The 19,717-nt window shown below is 59.7% G+C and carries 18 protein-coding genes and 1 tRNA gene; 10 read left to right on the top strand and 9 right to left on the bottom strand.

Annotated elements, in window-relative coordinates; translation table 11 throughout:
- Positions 1-79: 79 nt before the first annotated feature.
- From mmsB to chvE, 3 genes are all read right to left on the bottom strand, one after another.
- The gene (gene mmsB, locus PY649_RS16095) at positions 80-1,294 is read right to left on the bottom strand and encodes a multiple monosaccharide ABC transporter permease (protein WP_285869548.1); all 1,215 of its coding nucleotides are present in this window, start codon (positions 1,292-1,294) and stop codon (positions 80-82) included.
- Entirely contained in the window at positions 1,291-2,829 is a 1,539-nt protein-coding gene (gene mmsA, locus PY649_RS16090; protein ID WP_285869546.1) for a multiple monosaccharide ABC transporter ATP-binding protein, read from the bottom strand. Before mmsA ends, mmsB begins: the two co-directional genes overlap by 4 nt.
- Before the next feature lie 105 nt (positions 2,830-2,934).
- Positions 2,935-3,999 carry a multiple monosaccharide ABC transporter substrate-binding protein gene (chvE, locus tag PY649_RS16085; RefSeq protein WP_285869545.1) on the bottom strand — a complete coding sequence of 355 codons (1,065 nt, stop codon included), beginning with the start codon at positions 3,997-3,999 and terminating at the stop codon, positions 2,935-2,937.
- A 272-nt stretch (positions 4,000-4,271) separates the two neighbouring features.
- Here chvE and PY649_RS16080 point away from each other — a divergent pair, with 272 nt between their 5' ends.
- The gene (locus tag PY649_RS16080) at positions 4,272-5,279 is read left to right on the top strand and encodes a LysR family transcriptional regulator (RefSeq protein WP_285869544.1); all 1,008 of its coding nucleotides are present in this window, start codon (positions 4,272-4,274) and stop codon (positions 5,277-5,279) included.
- A gap of 99 nt (positions 5,280-5,378) precedes the next feature.
- Positions 5,379-5,849, top strand: coding sequence for a hypothetical protein (locus PY649_RS16075; protein ID WP_285869543.1), 471 nt, complete (start codon positions 5,379-5,381; stop codon positions 5,847-5,849).
- On the opposite strand, the gene PY649_RS16070 is transcribed toward PY649_RS16075, so the two are convergent.
- Positions 5,850-6,110 carry a hypothetical protein gene (locus PY649_RS16070; protein ID WP_285869542.1) on the bottom strand — a complete coding sequence of 87 codons (261 nt, stop codon included), beginning with the start codon at positions 6,108-6,110 and terminating at the stop codon, positions 5,850-5,852.
- Positions 6,111-6,357: 247 nt separating this feature from the next.
- On the opposite strand from PY649_RS16070, the gene iolG reads away from it, so the two are divergent.
- The 4 genes from iolG (at position 6,358) to PY649_RS16050 (ending at position 8,899) form a co-directional block, all read left to right on the top strand.
- Positions 6,358-7,350, top strand: a complete 993-nt coding sequence (gene iolG, locus PY649_RS16065; protein WP_285869541.1) for an inositol 2-dehydrogenase — start codon at positions 6,358-6,360, stop codon at positions 7,348-7,350.
- 210 nt (positions 7,351-7,560) lie between these two features.
- A complete protein-coding gene (locus PY649_RS16060; RefSeq protein ID WP_285869540.1) occupies positions 7,561-7,875 on the top strand; it encodes an ArsR/SmtB family transcription factor in 315 nt (104 codons plus the stop codon).
- Complete coding sequence (locus PY649_RS16055) at positions 7,872-8,231, top strand: SRPBCC family protein (protein ID WP_285869539.1); 360 nt, start codon at positions 7,872-7,874, stop codon at positions 8,229-8,231. Before PY649_RS16060 ends, PY649_RS16055 begins: the two co-directional genes overlap by 4 nt.
- A 44-nt stretch (positions 8,232-8,275) precedes the next feature.
- The gene (locus PY649_RS16050) at positions 8,276-8,899 is read left to right on the top strand and encodes an ATP-dependent Clp protease proteolytic subunit (RefSeq protein ID WP_285869538.1); all 624 of its coding nucleotides are present in this window, start codon (positions 8,276-8,278) and stop codon (positions 8,897-8,899) included.
- Between the two features lie 80 nt (positions 8,900-8,979).
- Here the strand turns inward: PY649_RS16050 and PY649_RS16045 are convergent, their stop codons facing one another.
- From PY649_RS16045 to PY649_RS16035, 3 genes are read right to left on the bottom strand one after another with little or no spacing between them, the layout of a single operon-like run.
- On the bottom strand, positions 8,980-10,728 hold the full coding sequence (locus PY649_RS16045; protein ID WP_285869537.1) for a CRTAC1 family protein: 1,749 nt from the start codon (positions 10,726-10,728) through the stop codon (positions 8,980-8,982).
- The gene (locus PY649_RS16040) at positions 10,725-12,149 is read right to left on the bottom strand and encodes a cytochrome c family protein (protein WP_285869536.1); all 1,425 of its coding nucleotides are present in this window, start codon (positions 12,147-12,149) and stop codon (positions 10,725-10,727) included. The genes PY649_RS16045 and PY649_RS16040 overlap by 4 nt, the downstream gene beginning before the upstream one ends.
- A gap of 10 nt (positions 12,150-12,159) precedes the next feature.
- Entirely contained in the window at positions 12,160-13,401 is a 1,242-nt protein-coding gene (locus PY649_RS16035; protein ID WP_285869610.1) for an ROK family transcriptional regulator, read from the bottom strand.
- Positions 13,402-13,623: 222 nt separating this feature from the next.
- Here PY649_RS16035 and xylF point away from each other — a divergent pair, with 222 nt between their 5' ends.
- From xylF to PY649_RS16015, 4 genes are all read left to right on the top strand, one after another.
- Positions 13,624-14,664, top strand: a complete 1,041-nt coding sequence (xylF, locus tag PY649_RS16030; RefSeq protein ID WP_285869535.1) for a D-xylose ABC transporter substrate-binding protein — start codon at positions 13,624-13,626, stop codon at positions 14,662-14,664.
- Positions 14,665-14,954: 290 nt separating this feature from the next.
- A complete protein-coding gene (locus tag PY649_RS16025; protein ID WP_285869534.1) occupies positions 14,955-16,283 on the top strand; it encodes a sugar ABC transporter permease in 1,329 nt (442 codons plus the stop codon).
- Positions 16,284-16,298: 15 nt separating this feature from the next.
- A complete protein-coding gene (locus PY649_RS16020; RefSeq protein WP_120704920.1) occupies positions 16,299-17,081 on the top strand; it encodes an ATP-binding cassette domain-containing protein in 783 nt (260 codons plus the stop codon).
- A 168-nt stretch (positions 17,082-17,249) separates the two neighbouring features.
- A tRNA-Arg gene (locus tag PY649_RS16015) sits at positions 17,250-17,326 on the top strand.
- A gap of 79 nt (positions 17,327-17,405) precedes the next feature.
- Here the strand turns inward: PY649_RS16015 and PY649_RS16010 are convergent.
- Both PY649_RS16010 and PY649_RS16005 read right to left on the bottom strand, forming a co-directional pair.
- Positions 17,406-17,840, bottom strand: a complete 435-nt coding sequence (locus tag PY649_RS16010) for a DUF2721 domain-containing protein (protein WP_285869533.1) — start codon at positions 17,838-17,840, stop codon at positions 17,406-17,408.
- Between the two features lie 53 nt (positions 17,841-17,893).
- Complete coding sequence (locus PY649_RS16005) at positions 17,894-19,603, bottom strand: tetratricopeptide repeat protein (protein WP_285869532.1); 1,710 nt, start codon at positions 19,601-19,603, stop codon at positions 17,894-17,896.
- Between the last annotated feature and the right edge of the window lie 114 nt (positions 19,604-19,717).

The following is a 19,717-nucleotide window of genomic DNA, read 5'->3' as shown; positions in this document are numbered from 1 at the left end:
ACATCACCGTTCCGGCTCTCGTCGAGAGCCGGACTCTGTCATGGATTTGGTTTTAAAGCCTCGGCTGATCGCGTAGCGATCAGCCCTTGTTCTTATTGTAGACGTCGATGAACACGGCTGCGAGCAGGACCGCACCCTTGATCATCTTCTGCGAGTCCGTCTGATAGCCAAGGATGGACATGCCCTGGTTAAGCACGCCCATGATCAAGGCGCCGATGACGGCGCCCGTCACCTTGCCGACGCCGCCTGACGCCGAAGCGCCGCCGATGAAGCAGGCCGCGATCACGTCGAGCTCCAGACCGTCGCCACCCTTGGCGGTTGCCGAGTTCAGGCGCGTGGCAATGATGATGCCGGCGATGCTGGCAAGGATGCCCATGTTGATGAAAGTGTAGAACGTCAGGCGGCGGGTATCGATACCCGAAAGCTTCGTCGCCTTCTCGTTACCGCCCATCGCATAGATGCGGCGTCCGATCGTGGTGCGCTGCGTGGCGAAGCTGTAGAGAGCGATCAGCAGCAGCATGAGAACCAGAACATTCGGCAAACCGCGATACGAGGAGATCTGGTAGCCGATGAAGATCGTTGCAGCAGCTACAACCAGGTTTTGACCAAGGAAGAAGCTGAACGGCTCGACGTCGATGCCATGCTGTTCGTTAACATTGCGGCGACGCCATGAGAGGAGGAACATGACGATCGGGATAGCGATGGTCAGGAAAATCGACGTGGAACGGATGGTGCCCATATCGATGAAGTCGGGAATGAAGCCCGTTGCCACGATCTGGAACGCTGGCGGGAACGGGCCGATGCTGCTGCCGTTGCCGGTCGTGTTGATGATCGCATAGGTCAAGCCACGGAAAACCAGCATGCCCGAGAGCGTGACGATGAACGACGGAATGCGGTGGTAGGCGATGAAATATCCGTGCCAGGCGCCGACCGCGGCACCCATCAGAAGACAAATGACCGTCGCGGCCGCAAGATTCATATGCATCTGCACGACGAGCACGCCGGCAACGGCACCGACGAAACCAACGACGGAGCCGACGGACAGGTCGATATGCCCGGCCACGATGACCAGCAGCATGCCCAGCGCCATGATGACGATGAACGAATTCTGCAGCACGATGTTGGTCAGGTTCTGCGGCCTGAACAGAACGCCGTTCGTGAGATACTGGAACAGCAGCATGATGACGACGAGCGCGATCAACATGCCGTATTCGCGAATATTGTTGCGGATATGGTCGCCGATGGAAACGACGTTGCTGGTTTCCGTGGCTGTGGCTGGGTTGGCCGAACTCATTGGTGCTTCTCCCCTGAGCGCATGATAGCGCGCATGATACTCTCCTGGCTTGCCTCTGCCTTCGACAGCTCGGCAACGATTCGACCCTCATTCATGACATAGATGCGGTCGCAGGTACCGAGAAGCTCAGGCATCTCCGATGAGATCATCAGAACGCCCTTTCCGTCGGCGGCAAGCTGGTTGATGATGGAATAGATTTCATATTTGGCGCCGACATCGATGCCGCGCGTCGGCTCGTCAAGGATCAGGACATCCGGATCGGAGAACAGCCATTTCGACAGCACCACTTTCTGCTGGTTGCCGCCGGACAGGTTGCCCGCCTCCTGGAAGACGCCTGCGGAGCGGATGCGCAGCTTGGCGCGATAGTTTGTGGCCACCTGCAGCTCGCGAACGTCGTCAATGACGGTAGCCTTGGAGACGCCGAGCAAATTGGCGAGCGTCGTATTGTGCAGGATGCTGTTCGACAACACGAGGCCGAGTTGCTTGCGGTCTTCGGTTACATAGGCGAGACCGGCATCGATCGCCCTGCGCACCGTGCTGGTGTCCACCGGCTTGCCGTCGACGAAAACTTCGCCGCTGACCTTGTGACCATAGGACTTGCCGAACACGCTCATGGCAAATTCGGTGCGGCCGGCACCCATCAGGCCGGCAATACCGACCACTTCGCCCTTGCGGACATTGACGTTGATATTGTGCAGAACCTGGCGATCGCGATGCTGCTGGTGGAAGGCGTTCCAATTCTTCACTTCGAAGATCGTCTCGCCGATCGGAACCGAACGGGGCGGATAACGATCCGCCAGCTCGCGGCCGACCATGTTGCGGATGATGATGTCTTCGCTGATCTCTTCTTCGTGACAGTTCAGCGTCTTCACGGTCATGCCGTCGCGCAGCACAGTAATCTGATCGGCCACCTTGCGTACTTCGTTGAGCTTGTGCGTGATGATGATCGAGGTGATGCCCTGGTTGCGGAACTCGATGAGGAGGTTGAGAAGCGCATCGGAATCGCTTTCGTTGAGCGATGCCGTCGGCTCGTCGAGAATGAGCAGCTTGACGCTCTTCGACAGGGCCTTGGCAATCTCGACGAGCTGCTGCTTGCCAACGCCGATGTCGGTCACGAGCGTATTCGGAGATTCCCTGAGGCCCACCTTGGAAAGAAGCTGCTTGGTGCGGGTAAAGGTTTCCTGCCAGTTGATCATGCCATTGGCAACAACCTCATTACCCAGGAAAATATTCTCGGCGATCGACAGAAGCGGAACGAGTGCCAGCTCCTGATGGATGATGATGACGCCGATATGTTCGGAATCCCTGATCGTCTTGAACTGGCGGACCGCGCCATCGTAGTAGATGTCGCCTTCATAGGTGCCGGCCGGGTAGACGCCTGAAAGCACCTTCATCAGGGTCGACTTGCCGGCCCCATTTTCGCCGACCAGAGCATGTATCTCGCCCTGACGGACCTTCAGATTGACATTTTCCAGGGCGTTCACACCGGGGAACGACTTGGTGATGTTCCGCATTTCGAGAATGGTATCGTCCATAGTCCAATTCCAACGCCGCGGTCGAACATAGCAGACCGCGCGATCGTCTTAAATATCAAAGCCAGGGCTCGCATTGAAGCGAGCCCTGACCATTATGTTGGAAGATTACTTCAGCTGGTCAGCCTTGTAGTAACCGCCATCGACGAGGATCTTCTCGTAGTTGGTCTTGTCGACTGCGACCGGGGTCAGCAGGTAGGACGGAACAACCTTGACGCCGTTGTCGTAGGTCTTGCTGTCGTTGACTTCAGGCGTCTTGCCTTCCATCAGAGCGTTGACCATGTCGACGGTGACCTTTGCGAGGTCACGGGTGTCCTTGAAGATCGTGGAGTGCTGCTCGCCGGCGATGATCGACTTGACCGACGGAATTTCGGAGTCCTGACCGGTAACGATCGGCAGCTTCACGCCGCCGCTGCCGTAACCAACGCCCTTGAGCGAGGAGAGGATACCGATCGACAGGCCGTCATAAGGAGACAGAACTGCATCGACATGGCTATCGGTGTAGTAAGCCGACAGCAGGTTATCCATGCGAGCCTGGGCCGTTGCCGGATCCCAACGCAGCGTGCCGACCTTGTCCATGCCCATCTGGCCGGACTTCACGACCAGCTTGCCGCTGTCGATGTAGGGCTTCAGAACAGACATTGCGCCGTCATAGAAGAAGAAGGCGTTGTTGTCGTCCGGAGAACCACCGAAGAGTTCGATGTTGAACGGACCCTTGCCATCCTTGAGGCCGAGAGCGTCGACGATCGAGTTCGCCTGCAGGACGCCGACCTTGAAGTTGTCGAAGGTCGCATAGTAGTCGACATTCGGGCTGTTGCGGATCAGACGGTCATAAGCGATGACCTTGATGCCGGCATCGTGAGCCTTCTGCAGAACGTCGGACAGCGTGGTGCCGTCGATCGAAGCAACGACGAGAACCTTGTCGCCCTTCGTGACCATGTTCTCAATCTGAGACAGCTGGTTCGGAATGTCGTCGTCGCCATACTGCAGGTCGGTGCCGTAGCCGGCGGCCTGGAGCTGCTTGACGATGTTGTTGCCGTCATCGATCCAGCGAGCCGAAGCCTTGGTCGGCATAGCGATACCAACGGTGCCCTTGTCCGCCGCGAAGGCAGGGGCAACCAGCGTAGCGACGCCGAGCGCAGCGCCGGCCATCAATGAGATAATGGATTTCATTACTCTCTCCCTTGTTAACAATGCGGCGGACGAAAAAACGCCCGCCCGAGTCTGCGGCAGGTTCCGTAGAAGGAATGGTTACTTCTAATTGTGAGAACCGAAGTAGGTCTCCTCCACGCTCTCACGTGCATGAGCTGCACCCAGCGCACGAGCGGCAAACTCGTACGATTTCGTATAACTGTCAAATAGAATAACTGGCGCAACATATACCTAGTTTGGTATAATGTTAAAAAATAGTACTTTTTTGCCGACGAACGGGAAATTTGGCCGCCATGGAGAAAATATATAGCGATTATTCCAGCGAAGGCATCGAGATTCACTCGGACAGTTTTCGCGACGACACCCTGCTCAAGGCCGGTCTGAAGCTCAATCACCTGCGTATGATCGTCACGATCGAGGATCACGGGCAGATTTCGGCGGCCGCTGAGTCTATGAACATCTCACAACCTGCGGCTTCGCGCATGCTCTCGGAAATGGAGTCGATCGTCAAAAGCCCGCTCTACGAGCGTGTCGCCCGCGGCGTTGTGCTGACGCCTTTCGGCATGGCGCTCGCCAAGCGCGCCCGCAAGATCCTGCTCGAATTACGCGAGGCGAGCCGCGAGATCGGCGAGCTCAGGACCGGCAAGGGCGGCTCGGTTTTTCTAGGCGCCGTGACGGCGCCGGCGATCAGCCTTGTCGTACCGGCGATCCAGCTTGTGACGCGCGCCTATCCCGGTATCGAGATCAATATCCAGGTGGAGACCAGCAACGTGCTTGCACGCGAGTTGCTCGCCGCTCGCCACGATTTCATCATCAGCCGCATTCCGGATGAGCTTGATCCGCGCCTGTTCACCACCCATGAGATCGGTGTGGAGAAAGCCTGTCTTATGGTCCGCAGTGGTCATCCGCTACTGAAGAAGGGCGTTGCCAGCCTTCAGGATCTGCCAGGGTACGATTGGGTTTTTCAGCCTCCGGGCACTTTGCTTCGGCGCAAGGTGGAGGATATCTTCGTCACGGCCGGCGTGCCCTTGCCGGAAAACATCATCAACACTTCATCGCTGCTCCTGACGCTTGCCATCGTCTGCAAGACGGACGCCATCGCCCCGGTTGCGCTCGACATGGCGCACTTCATGTGCGGGCAGTCATCGCAGGCCGGCGAATCCTGCATTTTGCCGATCGATTTCGATATTGAAGTGAAGCCCTACAGCCTGATTACCGCCCGTGAGCGCGCGATGCCCCCCAGCGCCCGGCTACTGCACGATATGATCCTGCAGGAAAGCAGGAACCTCGATCTGGCCTGAGTCTGCCTGAGGGCGGCCGCTTCCGGTTCAGGATCATGCTTGCGGCGATAAGCTCCGCGCCAACTTGCGTGGCTATTCCAGACGCTTCTGGAGGCAAGCATGTTGTTCGGGCAATCGCTGTTTCAATCCGTCCTCGATCGTCTCGACGCGGAAGAAGAAGATAAGTCAGGCAAGGACGAGGCGGCGCACCGCATCCGTGGCCTCAATATAAGCTTTGCCGCGACCGTTTTCGGAGGTGAGCCGCCGGCATCTGCTCGTCCGGACGATGCCTACGTCGATAATCTCGGCAACGAGATCCCTTTGCCGAAGCCGACAGTGGAGCCGGAACAGAAAGAACCGGAGCCGCCCGTAATGCCGGATTATCTGGCGCGGACCTCACGGGAAGAGGTGGCGGCCGAGCTGGCGCTCACCTCGCAAAGCACCCTTCAGTCTCTCCACGAAAAACGTCGCGCTTTCGCCAAGGCCAATCATCCAGACAGCGTCGCTCCGCCCTTTCGCGAGCAGGCGACGACACGCATGATGATCGCCAATCAATTGATCGACGAGGCCATACGGCGTGTAGCGCGATAGCTACTTCTTCTCGTCGGTCGGCTCATCGTCTTCTGCTTCGTCGCTCGAAGCAGCGCTTTCGGCCTCGGCCTTGGGCGGCTGAGGATTGAAGTTTAGGAGCAGCATCCAGGCGGCGTAGGCGCCAAGGCCCCCCGCAAGGACGGCCCAGAAGGGTTGCGGACCAAAGGCCTCGACAATCGCCCAGCTGAAGCAGACGGCAACGATCAGAACCCGCACCCAAAGCGGCTTATAGATAGGATGATTGGGATCGATCAGCTGCATGGGTCTCGTTCGCCTGTTGGAGAGAGCTTGTCTTTAGCGCATGATCTCGAAAAGTGCGAAGCGGTTTTCTAACAAGATCATGCCAATCGAATCTGGCGCGGGAACGCGATTTGAGGATATGCCAGTTTCGCAACATGAATTTCGGAATTGTGAAACGCTGGCGGCTTGACGTTGCCATCGGAAAATGGAATGAAAATTCCATAATGATTGATATTCGGTTCATTTGTTCCGAATCAGGGAGGTGAAGATGACTGTCAGATTTGGTCTGCTTGGCGCCGGGCGCATCGGCAAGGTGCATGCAAAGGCCGTCAGTGGCGATGCCAATGCCAAGCTCGTTGCAGTGGCAGATGCGTTTCCGTCCGCTGCGGAGGCGATTTCCGCCGCCTATGGCTGCGAGGTCCGCACCATCGAAGCGATCGAGGCCGCCAAGGATATCGACGCCGTCGTGATCTGCACGCCGACCGACACCCATGCCGATCTTATCGAGCGCTTCGCCCGGGCCGGCAAAGCGATCTTCTGCGAAAAGCCGATCGATCTTGATGTCGCCCGCGTCAAGGCCTGCATTAAAGTGGTCGAAGAAGCGAAGGGCAAGCTGATGGTCGGCTTCAACCGCCGCTTCGACCCGCATTTCATGGCGGTCAAGAAGACCATCGACGACGGCCGCATCGGTACGGTCGAGATGGTGACGATCACTTCGCGCGATCCAGGCGCCCCGCCGGTCGACTATATCAAGCGTTCCGGCGGTATTTTCCGCGACATGACCATTCATGATTTCGACATGGCCCGCTTCCTGCTCGGCGAGGAGCCGGTCGCCGTCACCGCCACCGCCGCGGTCCTCGTCGACAAGGCAATCGGCGACGCAGGCGATTACGACAGCGTCTCCGTCATCCTGCAGACGGCATCCGGGAGGCAGGCGATCATTTCCAATTCCCGCCGCGCCACCTATGGCTATGACCAGCGCATCGAGATCCATGGCTCGAAGGGCATGGTCGCAGCCGAAAACCAGCGGCCGTTTTCGATCGAAGTCGCTAACGGCGACGGCTACACCCGCCCGCCCCTGCACGACTTCTTCATGACCCGCTACACCGAGGCCTACGCCAACGAGATCGCGAGCTTCATCGCCGCTGTCGAGAAGGGCGCTGCCATCACGCCATCCGGCGCCGACGGCCTCGCAGCGCTCAAGCTTGCGGACGCGGCGGTTCAATCCGTTAAGGAAAGCCGACTGGTCAAGCTCGGCTAAGCAGTCGGCCCGTCCCCAAGGGATACGGTTTCGTCCAATGAGTCCGTCGCGAATTACTTCGCGGCGGACTTTTTCTTTGGCCGCTCCGTCGCAGCGCATGACCGTGATTTTTCGCAAGCGTTCGAGAACCTGTCGCCCCGGAGGCTCATCGACTACCGGCTGTTGCGGAAAGCTCTTGCGAATCACATAAGTCTGTGCTTATCTGTCGCCATGATAGAGAACGAGATATTCCGGGCTTTGGCGGACCCTACCCGCCGCGCCGTCTTTGAAAAGCTGGCTGCGGGCAGCATGAACGCTAGCGGCCTGCGCGAAGGGATGGAAATCAGCCAACCGGCGATGTCCCAGCACCTTGCGGTTCTGCGGAGCGCCGGGCTGATCAGAGAAGAACGGCGGGGACGTTTCGTGAATTACGAAGTCGATCCGGAGGGACTCGCCCTCATCGCCCAGTGGCTGGCGAAATACCGCGCCTACTGGCCTGCCCGGATCGAAGCTCTCAAGGTCTTGCTGAAGGATATGGACCAATGAACGACCTGAAGACCCCCGTGCGGGAAAACGGTATCGAACTCGAATACGACCTCGACGAGCCTCCACAAAAGGTCTGGCGCGCCGTCAGCAGCCCTGAACTTCGGAAAAACTGGCTGCCGAAGGAAGCCTTGGCCAATCCCGACGCGATATCCGTTACACCGGGCGAAGAGGTCCGCTACAGGCTGCGCGATGACGCGCCACCATTCCTCGAAAGCACCGTGACGATCAGGATAGCTCCGAACGCAAACGGCGGTACGAGCCTGCGCATCATCCACGAGCTTGATGATTTGAGGCTTCGAAGGACTGCAAAAGCTGCGGCGAACAACAACGGCTTCTCCGTTATGCGCGCCGCCTGACACGCAAGATCTGTCAACAATTTCAATAACATTGGAGTTCGCCGATGCGCGAAGCGATGCAACTCGTCCCTATGGTCGTTGAACAATCCAGCAGAGGAGAGCGGTCTTTCGACATCTATTCCCGTCTGCTGCGCGAAAGGATCATTTTCCTGAATGGTGAGGTGAACGATGACGTCTCGGCCCTGGTCTGCGCGCAACTGCTGTTTCTCGAGGCGGAAAACCCGAAGAAGCCGATCAGCCTCTATATCAATTCGCCTGGCGGCGTCGTGACCAGCGGCTTCGCCATGTACGACACCATGCGTTACATCCGCGCGCCAGTGCACACGCTCTGCATGGGGACTGCCCGTTCGATGGGATCGTTCCTGCTGATGGCGGGCGAACCGGGTCAGCGCGTCGCCTTGCCCAACGCCAGTATCCATATCCATCAGCCTTTGGGCGGCTTCCAGGGCCAGGCCTCCGACATGCTCATCCATGCCGAGGAAATCAAGCGCACCAAGTACCGCGTGACGCGGCTTTATGCAGAACATTGTGGCCGTTCGTATGACGAATTCGAACGCGCCATGGACCGCGACCACTTCATGACGGCGGAAGAAGCTCTGGAACGGGGATTGATCGACCGTATTCTGCACGTTCGCGCAGAAGATCAGCACGTGGGCTTGCTGGACTGATTTCAACGGCGGCTCTGCGACCGAAGTTTCGCAATTGGTTTGAAGGCCGGATTGCCCGGCCTTCTCCTTTTTTTGATTTTCTACTTCGTCACGGGTTGACTGCCCGTCTGTTGCACAGCGGGTAACGGCGCAGCGGCAGCCGGTTGCGCAGCCACCTGATCGGTTTTCGCAGGCGGCGCAAACCAGTATTTGGCCGAGGTGGTGCCCCGCTTGATGACCACATGCTGGTTGGCGAAGATGCGGTAAGGCTGGCTCCACTCCCCATCCGGCCACTGCACGCGCACCACCGCGCGTTCATTGGTCCCAAGGCCGAAATGCGTGAAGCCGACATGGCCCGACGCGTGGCCGCCGCCGACCTGTACGCGCTGCACCTGCGTCTGCGTGCCCGCCCGAACATTGATGGTAGCGCCGATACCCATATGGTTGATCGGGCCGTTGTCCAATTCGATTTCGGTCCAATTGCCGAGCGGGCGATAGCCCCAATCGGTCTTGGCGCCGAGATTGCGGAACAGGAAGGCGCGCTGCATGCGGTTGACGACGAGGATGTCGAGCATGCCGTCATTATTGAAGTCCTCGACCACGGCGCCACGCCCCTTGCCGGGAAGCGCAATGCCGGCCTCGTCACCCTTCTCGGCGAACTTGCCATCGAAACCGCCAAGCAGCAGGTTGTCGGGATCGCTGCTGGCGAAATCCGGCATGGCCTCGACATTGCCCTTGGTCAGAAACAGATCCATGTTGGTATCGTTGTTGATGTCGGCGAACTGCGCATGCCAGGCCGTCGACGGCCTATGGTCGTTGCCGGTGTAGGGACGATAGGCGGCTGCTCCCTTTTCATAGGCGGTGTCGCGATAGGTCGGGCTGTCATTATCAGCCTCGTCGTCCAGCTCCTGCAGCTTGTTATCACCCATCGATGTGATGAAATATTCCGGCTTGCCATCTGCCTTCGGATCGGCCTCAGCAAGGCCCATGCCCCAGATCTTCAAAGGGGCCCACCCTTCTGCGGTCGTATATTGCCGCGGCAGCCGCCCCGGCGCGATGTCCCAGAGCTGCTCCTGCCCACCGCGATAATATTGCCGGTCATTGGCAACCCGCAGCGAATCCTGCCCGGAATGGTTCCAGTCGGTGAATAGCATGGACAGCGTACAATAGCTGGGCTTCAAGGGCAGCGGATTGGAATAGTCCGGCTTGTCGTTGCCTACGGGACGATCAAAAACATTGTCGCTGCAGGTGCCGAAAGGCGTTCCCGGCGCATAGCGGTCGACGTAGTTCCCGAAAGCCAGCGTCGGAAATTTGTTGCCGGCCTCCCAGGTGGCCGCAAAGGCAACCGTCCAGTCCTTGCCGCCATCGAAGGCGAAGGTGTGATTGGCCTTTTCGAAGGTGCAGTTCGGACCGCCCTTCAGGATGATATTTTCACCGAGCCGCAAGAGCACGACATCCGTATATCCATCATTGTCGATATCGATCGGATAGACGCCGAGGACGGAGCGGAGATCCTTGTCGGAAAGATTGATCGGCTTCTCCTTGAATTTCAGCGGACCGCCCGTCTCGCTTTCATTGACATAAAGCGCCAGCGGACTGGTGCCTCCGGCCAACATAAGGTCGGGCTTGCGGTCACCATTGCAGTCGAAGCTGGCGACGCCGCCACCGACGAAATATTCCCAGCCGCCGGTATATTGATGATCTATGCCGGCGGCGACCGCTTCCTCCTGAAAATGCGGGACATCCATCAGGAAAGGCGCCGGCGCGGGCGTGTCCTCGGCGAAGCTGCCGGGCGCGAACGAAATTGAAATCAAGCCGGCGACGGCAAGGAGGGCTGCTATCTTCTTCATTGTTTCACCCCTGCCTGCTCGATGACCAGCGTCTTGAGGAAAGCGATGATGCGAGCGCGATCCTCGTCGGACGCGCCGACATAGGTGTCGCGAGCCGCGCGGCCGTCGCCACCATGGGCACGGATCACGCCATCAAGCGTCGTAATGTCGTTGCGATGGCCATAGGGCGGCGTCGAGGCCACGCCCCAAAGCTCCGCCGTCATGAAGATATTGCGATCCACGAAGCGCTGCGCCAGAAGCTCGTTGCCAAGCTGGTCGACGCCGCTATCGGTTATGGTGTGGCGCTTGAGATCGCCGAACAGCGGCACCAGCACCTGCCCCTTGTCATTGCGTTTCAGCTTCTTCGTCCAGTCGAGCTGCGACAGGTCGTAGACAGCCGGGTCTTTCACCTGCGAGACGTTCAGCGTGCCGGCAACGTCGTTCGGGCCGGGATCCGAGAAGGAAAGACTGTCGAGCGGCAGGCTCGTCCTGTGGCAGGCCGTGCAACCCATGCCGTCGAACAGCTTTTCGCCGGCGGCCGCCATGTCGCGCCACTGGGCATTGTCCGGCACTTTCTGCACCGGCGCCGGCAAGGTTGCTTGCCAGGCGACCAGCGCCGAAACGTCGCCGTCGCTGATCTCATCGGCATGCCCGTCGCCATCGAAATCCCTGGTCCCTGTCCAGCGGCCGCCGAAGCGCTCCACGGGCTCCATGCCGTGATGCTGGTTCAGCGCATTGACGGTGAACTGCCGCAGCGACGTCATCACGCCCTTCTGGCTGAACGGCCGGATGACGAGATCCATGTCTACGCCATCGAGCTCCCGCATATCGACCAGGCCATTGGGCTGCGCGGTCAGCCAGCCGAATTTGACGCCTTTGGTCTCGAGCGCGACGCGCTGGGGTTGGCCGGTTTTCGCCGCAAGCGTAATCGCCTCGCCGCGCTGGCGCTGCAAATCGACGGTCATCTCACGGGCCAGAAGCTCGACCAGACCATCGCCAAACAGGCTGTTGGTACCGCGCTCGTTGGAGAATTGCGGATCGGTCGTGTCAAAATCCGCGCTCTCGAACCCTTCTGACACGAAGACATTGGTGGTGAAATCGCCGGCGCCGCCTGGAAACGGCATGTTATGGCAGGAGGAACAGGCATTGGCGTCGACGCCGGCCGTACGGCTGAATTCGTTCATCACCGGATGCTTGCGCTTGGTCGGCACGATCGCCTGCGTGGCGCCGGGGCGCCCTGCCCCGTCTTCCACCGTGAAGCGCGCTGTAAACAGGGCCTCGCCGATCTTGATGAGATTCTTGAGCTGCTCGACCGTCTGATGGCCCGAAACCTCGGCGCCGGCCTGGCCGAGTGCGGCGGTCTTCTCCTCCCAAGGCTGCGCCGCGATCGCGGGCAATCCCGTCGCAGCAAGACAGAGGCACATGAGTGCCATTCGTTTCATAGTCCCCTCCTCACACAGTCTGCTCATTCAATTCCGAAATGGCAACTCCGGATCTGACGATATCGTCATCCATCATCGCCAGCGCGCGGTTGAGGTGCCCTTCGAACACCAGCGTCGGTTCGTCCGCCATCACCCGCAGCTCCGGCATGCCCTCCATGCGCACGACATGCGATTCCGCCAGCCCCTCGGAAATGCCCTCCAGCAGCAAGTCGTAATAGCGCGTCCCCGGCCCTGTGATCGCGATCGGCATGCTTTCGTGCAGGCTAAGGACGCGCGAGAGGCCGTTGCCGAGCGCCAGGCCCGCCTGCCTGAAGGCGTGGATGTTGCGGCGGTTGCCCTGCCGGGCGCTGGTAGCGATCTTGTCGAGTTCGGCGACCGGCACGAATTTCGCGGGGATCGTGTCGAGCGGCACGTCGAAGGCCGTGCGCAGAATGGCGTAGAAGCCGGCATAGGCCTCAATGCAGCCGCGCGATCCACAACGGCAGAGGCCCCCGCCCGGCATATGCAGCATATGACCGAAATTCGGCGCCGATATTTCGAGCCTTCCTTCGTTGCCGCGGCGCACCACGCCAAGGCCGATGCTGTGGCCGAGCGAGAGTGCGGCAAGCGCCCGGAAGTCACGGCCCTTCTTATTCTCCTCCTGGCGGCCGACCGCAGCGGCGACGAGCAGAGTCTCATTGCCGAGGATGACTTTCGCCGACCATTCGCCGCGCAACACCGCGGCAAAATCGATCTGTTCGCGCCCGAAGATCGGCGACCAGCGCAACACCGGCTCCGAACTCTCGACCAGGCCCTTGCTGCTGATGGAAATCATCACGACCTTGTCGCGCGACAATCGCGAACGGACGACAATCCGGTTCAAGGCATCGCGCAGCCCTCTCACGAAAGAGGCGACGTTCGGGACGGTCTGCTGCCTGTCCTCGGTGAAGCGGTCGATCAACCGGCCAGCATAGTCCACAAGCGAATATTGAACGGCATCCGATGAAATGATGACGACGATGAGATAGCCGCAATCGCGACGCTGCGAAAACAAGACGCGCGGGCGGCCGCGGCCGCTTGCTGCCTGCTGCTCCGCCTTCTCGATGATCTGCGCCCGCTCCAGATCGGTGGTGATGACCGATATTGTCGCCGACGAAAGCTTGGTGAAATCAGAAAGTTCAGTATGGGCGAGCGGACCGTGGCGGCGCAGCGCCGTCAGCACCAGAACACTGTTCTTCTGGCGGACCAATTCGGTGCTCGATTTGGCCAGCATCATCAAGCCTCCCGCTCATTCCATCCCTCCTGTCCGCAACTATAGCCCGTTCGTCTTCAGCGGCCGATTAAACCTGGCAGTGCGGTGTTGACAGTGGAAAAAATCTCTGACACTAAATTTCTCGACTGTCGAGAAAAAAATCCGAACCTTTCTCGTCAGCGTTATCGCGGCGGCCGGCGGGAGCTCAGGGCACGTGCGGTCGCATTCACTCGGGAGGATAATATGAGAGCTTTAATCAAGCTGGCTGCTGGTGCGGCCATCGTTTTGACCATGCAGACAGCGGCCTTCGCGAAGGATCTCGTCGTCGGCGTTTCCTGGTCAAACTTCCAGGAAGAGCGTTGGAAGACCGACGAAGCTGCCATCAAGAAGGCACTCGCTGCGGTTGGCGCCAAGTATATTTCCGCTGATGCCCAATCTTCCGCTTCCAAGCAGTTGACCGACGTTGAATCCCTGATTTCCCAGGGTGCCAACGCCCTCATCATTCTCGCTCAGGACTCCGACGCCATCGGCCCGGCCGTTGAAAAGGCTGCCGACGAAGGCATTCCGGTTGTTGGTTACGACCGCCTGATCGAAAATCCGGCCGCCTTCTACATCACCTTCGACAACAAGGAAGTGGGCCGCATGCAGGCTCGCGAAATCCTGAAGGCCAAGCCGGAAGGCAATTACGTCTTCATCAAGGGCTCGTCGTCCGACCCGAACGCCGACTTCCTGTTCTCCGGCCAGATGGAAGTGCTGAAGCCCTCCATCGATGCCGGCAAGATCAAGAATGTCGGTGAAGCCTACACGGACGGCTGGCTGCCGCAGAACGCGCAGCGCAACATGGAGCAGTTCCTGACCGCCAACAACAACAAGGTAGACGCGGTCGTCGCCTCCAACGACGGCACCGCCGGCGGCGCCGTTGCCGCCCTCGACGCCCAGGGCCTCGCCGGCTCCGTTCCGGTTTCCGGCCAGGACGCCGACAAGGCAGCCCTGAACCGCATCGCGCTCGGCACGCAGACCGTCTCCATCTGGAAGGACTCGCGTGAGCTCGGCAAGCGCGCCGCCGAAATCGCCATCGACCTTGCCAACGGCAAGTCCATGGACCAGATCAGCGGCGTCCAGACCTTCACCGGCGGCCCGAAGCACGTCCCGATGAAATCTGTCTTCCTGACTCCGCAGCCGATCACCAAGGACAACCTGAACGTCGTCATCGACGCCGGCTGGATCACCAAGGCTGAAGCTTGCCAGGGCGTAAAAGCCGGCGCCGTCGCAGCCTGCAAATAAGCTGTCCTTGAACGGTTGACCCGATCATAATACCGACGCCGCAGCGGCACTCCGTTGCGGCGTCGAATGCGGATCAGGAGCAGACAACTCTCCCTTGCAATCGGAGACCCACGCTTCCCGCATCGTGCTGCGCCATCGCATATCCCATTGGCCCGCCGGATGGCGGTCATCGGGACCGGAACGAAGACCGGCCGCACGGCGATGACGCATTTTTGAGATCGGCGCGGTATTGCCAGCGATAGCCTTGGAGGCATCGCAGACCGCGCCCAACAGTGGAGAACGGCAAAGCGATGGCCGACATGACACAGTCCACAACATCGAGCGGTCCCCGCGACGCAGAAGCCGGAGCAATCACCCGCTTCCTGCGTGCCACCGAAATCGATACCCGCCTGCTCGGCATGATCGGAGCGCTGCTGATCATCTGGATCGGCTTCGATCTTTATCTCCGGATATTCGACGGCCGGGAATTCCTCACCGCCAGAAACCTTTGGAACCTTTCGGTGCAGACCTGCGAAATCGCGGTCCTCGCCACCGGCATGGTGCTGGTCATCGTCACGCGCAACATCGACCTTTCGGTCGGCTCGCTGCTTGGCTTCGTCGCCATGATCATGGGCGTCATGCAGGCCAAGTGGCTGCCGCAATATCTCGGCTTCGACAGTTCCTGGACCTGGATTATCACGCTGATCTGCGGCCTGGCGATCGGCACGGCCATCGGCGCCTTCCAGGGCGCGATCACCGCCTTCATGAATGTCCCCTCCTTCATCGTCACGCTCGGCGGACTTCTCGTCTGGCGCGGCCTTGCCTGGTATGTCACCAGCGGCCAGACGGTAGCGCCGATGGACTCCACCTTCGTCGTCATGGGCGGCGGCGGCGCCACCGGTTCGATCGGCGCGACCTGGAGCTGGGTGGTGGGTGTGGCCGCCTGCCTGCTGATCATCGCCGGCATCATCGGCTCGCGCCAGCAAAGAAAGCGCTTTCACTTTCCGCGCCGTCCGCTTTGGGCGGAATATTTCCTTGCCGCCCTCGGCTCCCTGCTCGTCCTCGGCACCGTCTATCTCTTCAACAGCTATGATTGGCCGATCGGCATCGCCAAGCGCTACGCCACGGATCACAATATTCCCTGGCCGGAGACGGGATTGGACATTCCCTACGGCATCGCCGTTCCCGTCCTCATCGCCGTCTTCATCGGCATCGTGATGACCTTCATCGCCACGCGCCTGCGCTTCGGCCGCTATGTCTTCGCAATCGGCGGCAACCCGGAAGCTGCCGAGCTCGCCGGCATCAAGACCAAATGGGTCATCGTCAGGATCTTCGCGCTGATGGGCTTCCTCGCCGCCGTCTCGGCCGCTATATCCACCGCGCGTCTCAACTCGGCCGTCAACTCGCAGGGCACGACCTACGAGCTCTTCACCATCGCCGCGGCCGTCATCGGCGGCACGTCGCTTGCCGGCGGCAGCGGCACGGTCGCCGGCGCCATGATCGGCGCCCTGGTCATGCAATCGCTGCAGTCGGGCATGGGTCTCGCCAATGTCGATACGCCAATTCAGAACGTCGTCGTCGGCGTTGTCCTGGTGGTCGCCGTCTGGCTCGACATCGTCTACCGCTCGCGCGCCAAGTAAAAGGAATTCTGAACCATGACGGATCAAACCACTCCGCTTGTGGAAATGAAGAACATTTCCATCTCCTTCGGCGGCATTCACGCCGTCGACAACGCCTCGGTCGACCTCTTCCCCGGCGAAGTCGTGGCGCTGCTCGGCCATAACGGCGCCGGCAAATCGACGCTGATCAAAATCCTCTCCGGCGCCTACAAGCGCGACAGCGGCGAAATCCTGATCAATGGCGAACCGGCCGATATCCGCACGCCGCGCGACGCCAAGAAATACGGCATCGAGACGATTTACCAGACACTGGCCGTCGCCGACAATGTCGACGCCGCCGCCAATCTCTATCTCGGCCGCGAGCTGCAAACCCGCTGGGGCACGCTCGACGACGTCGCCATGGAAGCATCGGCCCGCAAGGTGATGGGCCGCTTGAACCCCAACTTCAAGCGCTTCAAGGAGCCGGTGAAGGCGCTCTCCGGCGGCCAGCGCCAGTCGGTGGCGATCGCCCGCGCCATCCTCTTCAACGCCCGCATCCTGATCATGGACGAGCCGACGGCGGCTCTCGGCCCCCAGGAAACCGCGCAGGTCGGCGACCTGATCAAGGAATTGAAGAAGGACGGCATCGGCATCTTCCTCATCAGCCACGACATCCACGATGTCTTCGACCTCGCCGACCGCGTCTCGGTGATGAAGAACGGCCAGGTCGTCGGCCATGCCCGCACCGAAGACGTCACCAAGGACGAAGTCCTCGGCATGATCATCCTCGGCAAGGTCCCCCCCAAAGCCATCCCCGGCCCCGGCGCGATGAAAAGCTAAGCCCGATACTCTCAAGCAAACAAACAGGGCCGCGACCTCAAACGATCGCGGCCCTTTTTCATTCGCAGAAGCCGATATGTGATTTCCCGCATTTTCCGCATTGAAGCCAAACGCTTCCTAGGCTAAGAACCACCACATCGGACAGGCGAGTCAAACCGCCTAAGGCATGCACCCGTAGCTCAGCTGGATAGAGTGTTGGATTCCGATTCCAAAGGTCACAGGTTCGAATCCTGTCGGGTGCGCCATTTAATTCAGCTGCCGTTGAAGTTGATATGGCGCGCTGGCCGCTTTTCGTCATAGCAACAAACGCGGCACAACCTCCCCTTATACATAAAAATCTAAGTCGTGCTGTGCGGCCCGCACCTCGAGTAGCAATGCCACCAAGGAAGCGGCGAAGAACATAAGCGCGATTGAGAACATGATGGCCGCGCCATATTCATGTCTGAGGTTCAAAAACGAGCTGGCGAATGCCAGTATGACAAGCACGGTGGTGCATATCCCGCTTATCACTGCGCATTCTATGGCCTTATTGAGCAGCCTTGCGCGCCGCTTCAATCGTGGAAGGACAAGCTTTAGATTATTGCGGCCGGGGTGGTCTTCAGGGAGAGCGCCTAGAAAATTACTGCGGTCCACGATCCGGTTCATGCGCGTGATCAAGACCGAGATGAATGCCGCGACCGCGCCCAGCAGGAAAGCCGGGGCAGTCGCTTGAGAGATCACGCGGGAAATCTGTTCGGCGGTTGCGACTTCGGTCAGCATTACACTTCCCTTACTATTGTTGACTTGCCCGCCTTTGCGGCGCCGCCTGATTGTCACTCTGAAAACTGCAAGCCAGCCTTCCTCAACGAGCCCAGGAAAAGGGCAATATCCTCGGAACGGTTAAAGCGCAACGCTACTTCTTGCCTGAGATTTTGCACCAGAGCCGGCTCATGCTCTACGAGCCAGTCGCGCTCACGATTGGCATCGGGTTGATAACCTGCTTCGGCGAAAATCGCAGCGGCGATCACGTGATAAAGAGCATTTCCCGGGACGTTCGCCTTTCTGATCCATGCGGCGGCCTGCTCGTGGTCTCCACTGAAATACGAGCAAAGGGCAAGCCCCGCTTCATAGTAGGCAAGCGGTGCCGGATTGCGTTCCCGCGCCCTCGTCACCAGGGCGCACCCCTCGCTCCATTTCCCAGACAGCGCTAGGCGATACCCATACTCGCCCATTAGCTCAGTATCATTGGGATTGATGGACAACGCCCGTTTGCCCACCTGCATTGCCGCATCGACTTCCTTTTTCAGATCGAGCGCGAACATCTCCGCCTGCAGGCCACGCACATTCAACGGCTCCAACTCCACCGCGCGGCGGGCAGCGGCAAGGGCCTGTTCGATCAATGCCGGCGACCTGACCGGATCGATCGGGTAGCCGAAGCGCGCCTCGTCAATGAGGATCAGCGACAGAAGCGCCCAGGCGGTCGCGTAGTCGGGAAAACGTTCGACTGCCTTCTCAAGACAAGAGTGAACCGACGATCGAACCGCCGCATCGAAATTCGCGCGGTAGGAATAGTAGGAAAGCGTGCAGGCGTATGCGGCCCAGTCATCTGGAGGGTTGGGAACCGCCAGCTTCGCATCCGCCTGGAAGATGACACCGTACGCCTGCGCCAGGGCCGTCGCGACGTTGCCGGCAATGTCTGCTTGGGATTTCAGAAGATCGTGAACCGTGGCTGGACCGTCATAGCTCTCGGCCCAAAGAACGGTTCCGTCCGGATTGCTGCGGAGGATGACCTGCAATCGGAAAGCTTCGGCGGACATATATAAGCTTCCCCGCAGCACGTATCGAACTTGTCGCGCGACCTCCGGGCTGGGAGATTGAACGACGACGATGTCCTTGAATTTCGAAAGTCCGCCGACAACCTCCTGCGTGAAACCGCGGGCCAGGGCCGCGGAATCTCCCTTGTCAGACAGGTCCTCAAACCATTCGACCGCCAGGCGTGGGATTTCCGGCCTACTCGCGACGGATCGAGGAGCATGGACCCACCACAACAGCGCTAACACGACAGCCACCAATATCGCCGTTGCAAACATGATCGGCAGCGTGGAGCCTATGCTTGCCGGTGCCGGTCCTACTGTCGCACTGGGGGGAGGCTCAGGGACGACGTCGGTACGCCCAGTGCCATGCAGGGAGAATGACGGAACGTAGCCACCCTTCGGTATGCTAATGCGGATGAGATCGGCCAGTCCGCCGGTCAGGTAGTAGCGTTCGAGCGCCCGCCGCAGGTGGCCGGCTTCAACACGGACAATGGGATCTGCCTGTGGATCGAAGGAGGCGTCGCGACCAAATACCTCGACGGCTATCGAGTAGGCCTTGATGCGTTCACCGCGCCCGGACAACGTCTCGTTCACGACGAAGCTTAGAAATCGCCGTTCGCGATCGGTGGCGTCAAAATCGGCACTGTCGAGAATTCGGGCAAGCTGGGCGCGGCAGGCGCCTGGAGGGATGCTGGGGCCTTCGGCACCCTTCTGGGTTTCCGCTTCCATCACGAACGCCTCCCGCCGAGCCATACATCTCATGGTGGCTCGACCGCTCAGAACTTTACCCCTGATAGTTCATGTTAATTACATGTCGTTTATGGGCGCGGCAAGAGTTCCGAG

The sequence above is a fragment of the Rhizobium mayense genome (genome assembly GCF_030272705.1).
Lineage (GTDB): Bacteria > Pseudomonadota > Alphaproteobacteria > Rhizobiales > Rhizobiaceae > Rhizobium > Rhizobium mayense.
This window is presented reverse-complemented; position numbering and strand designations above follow the sequence as displayed.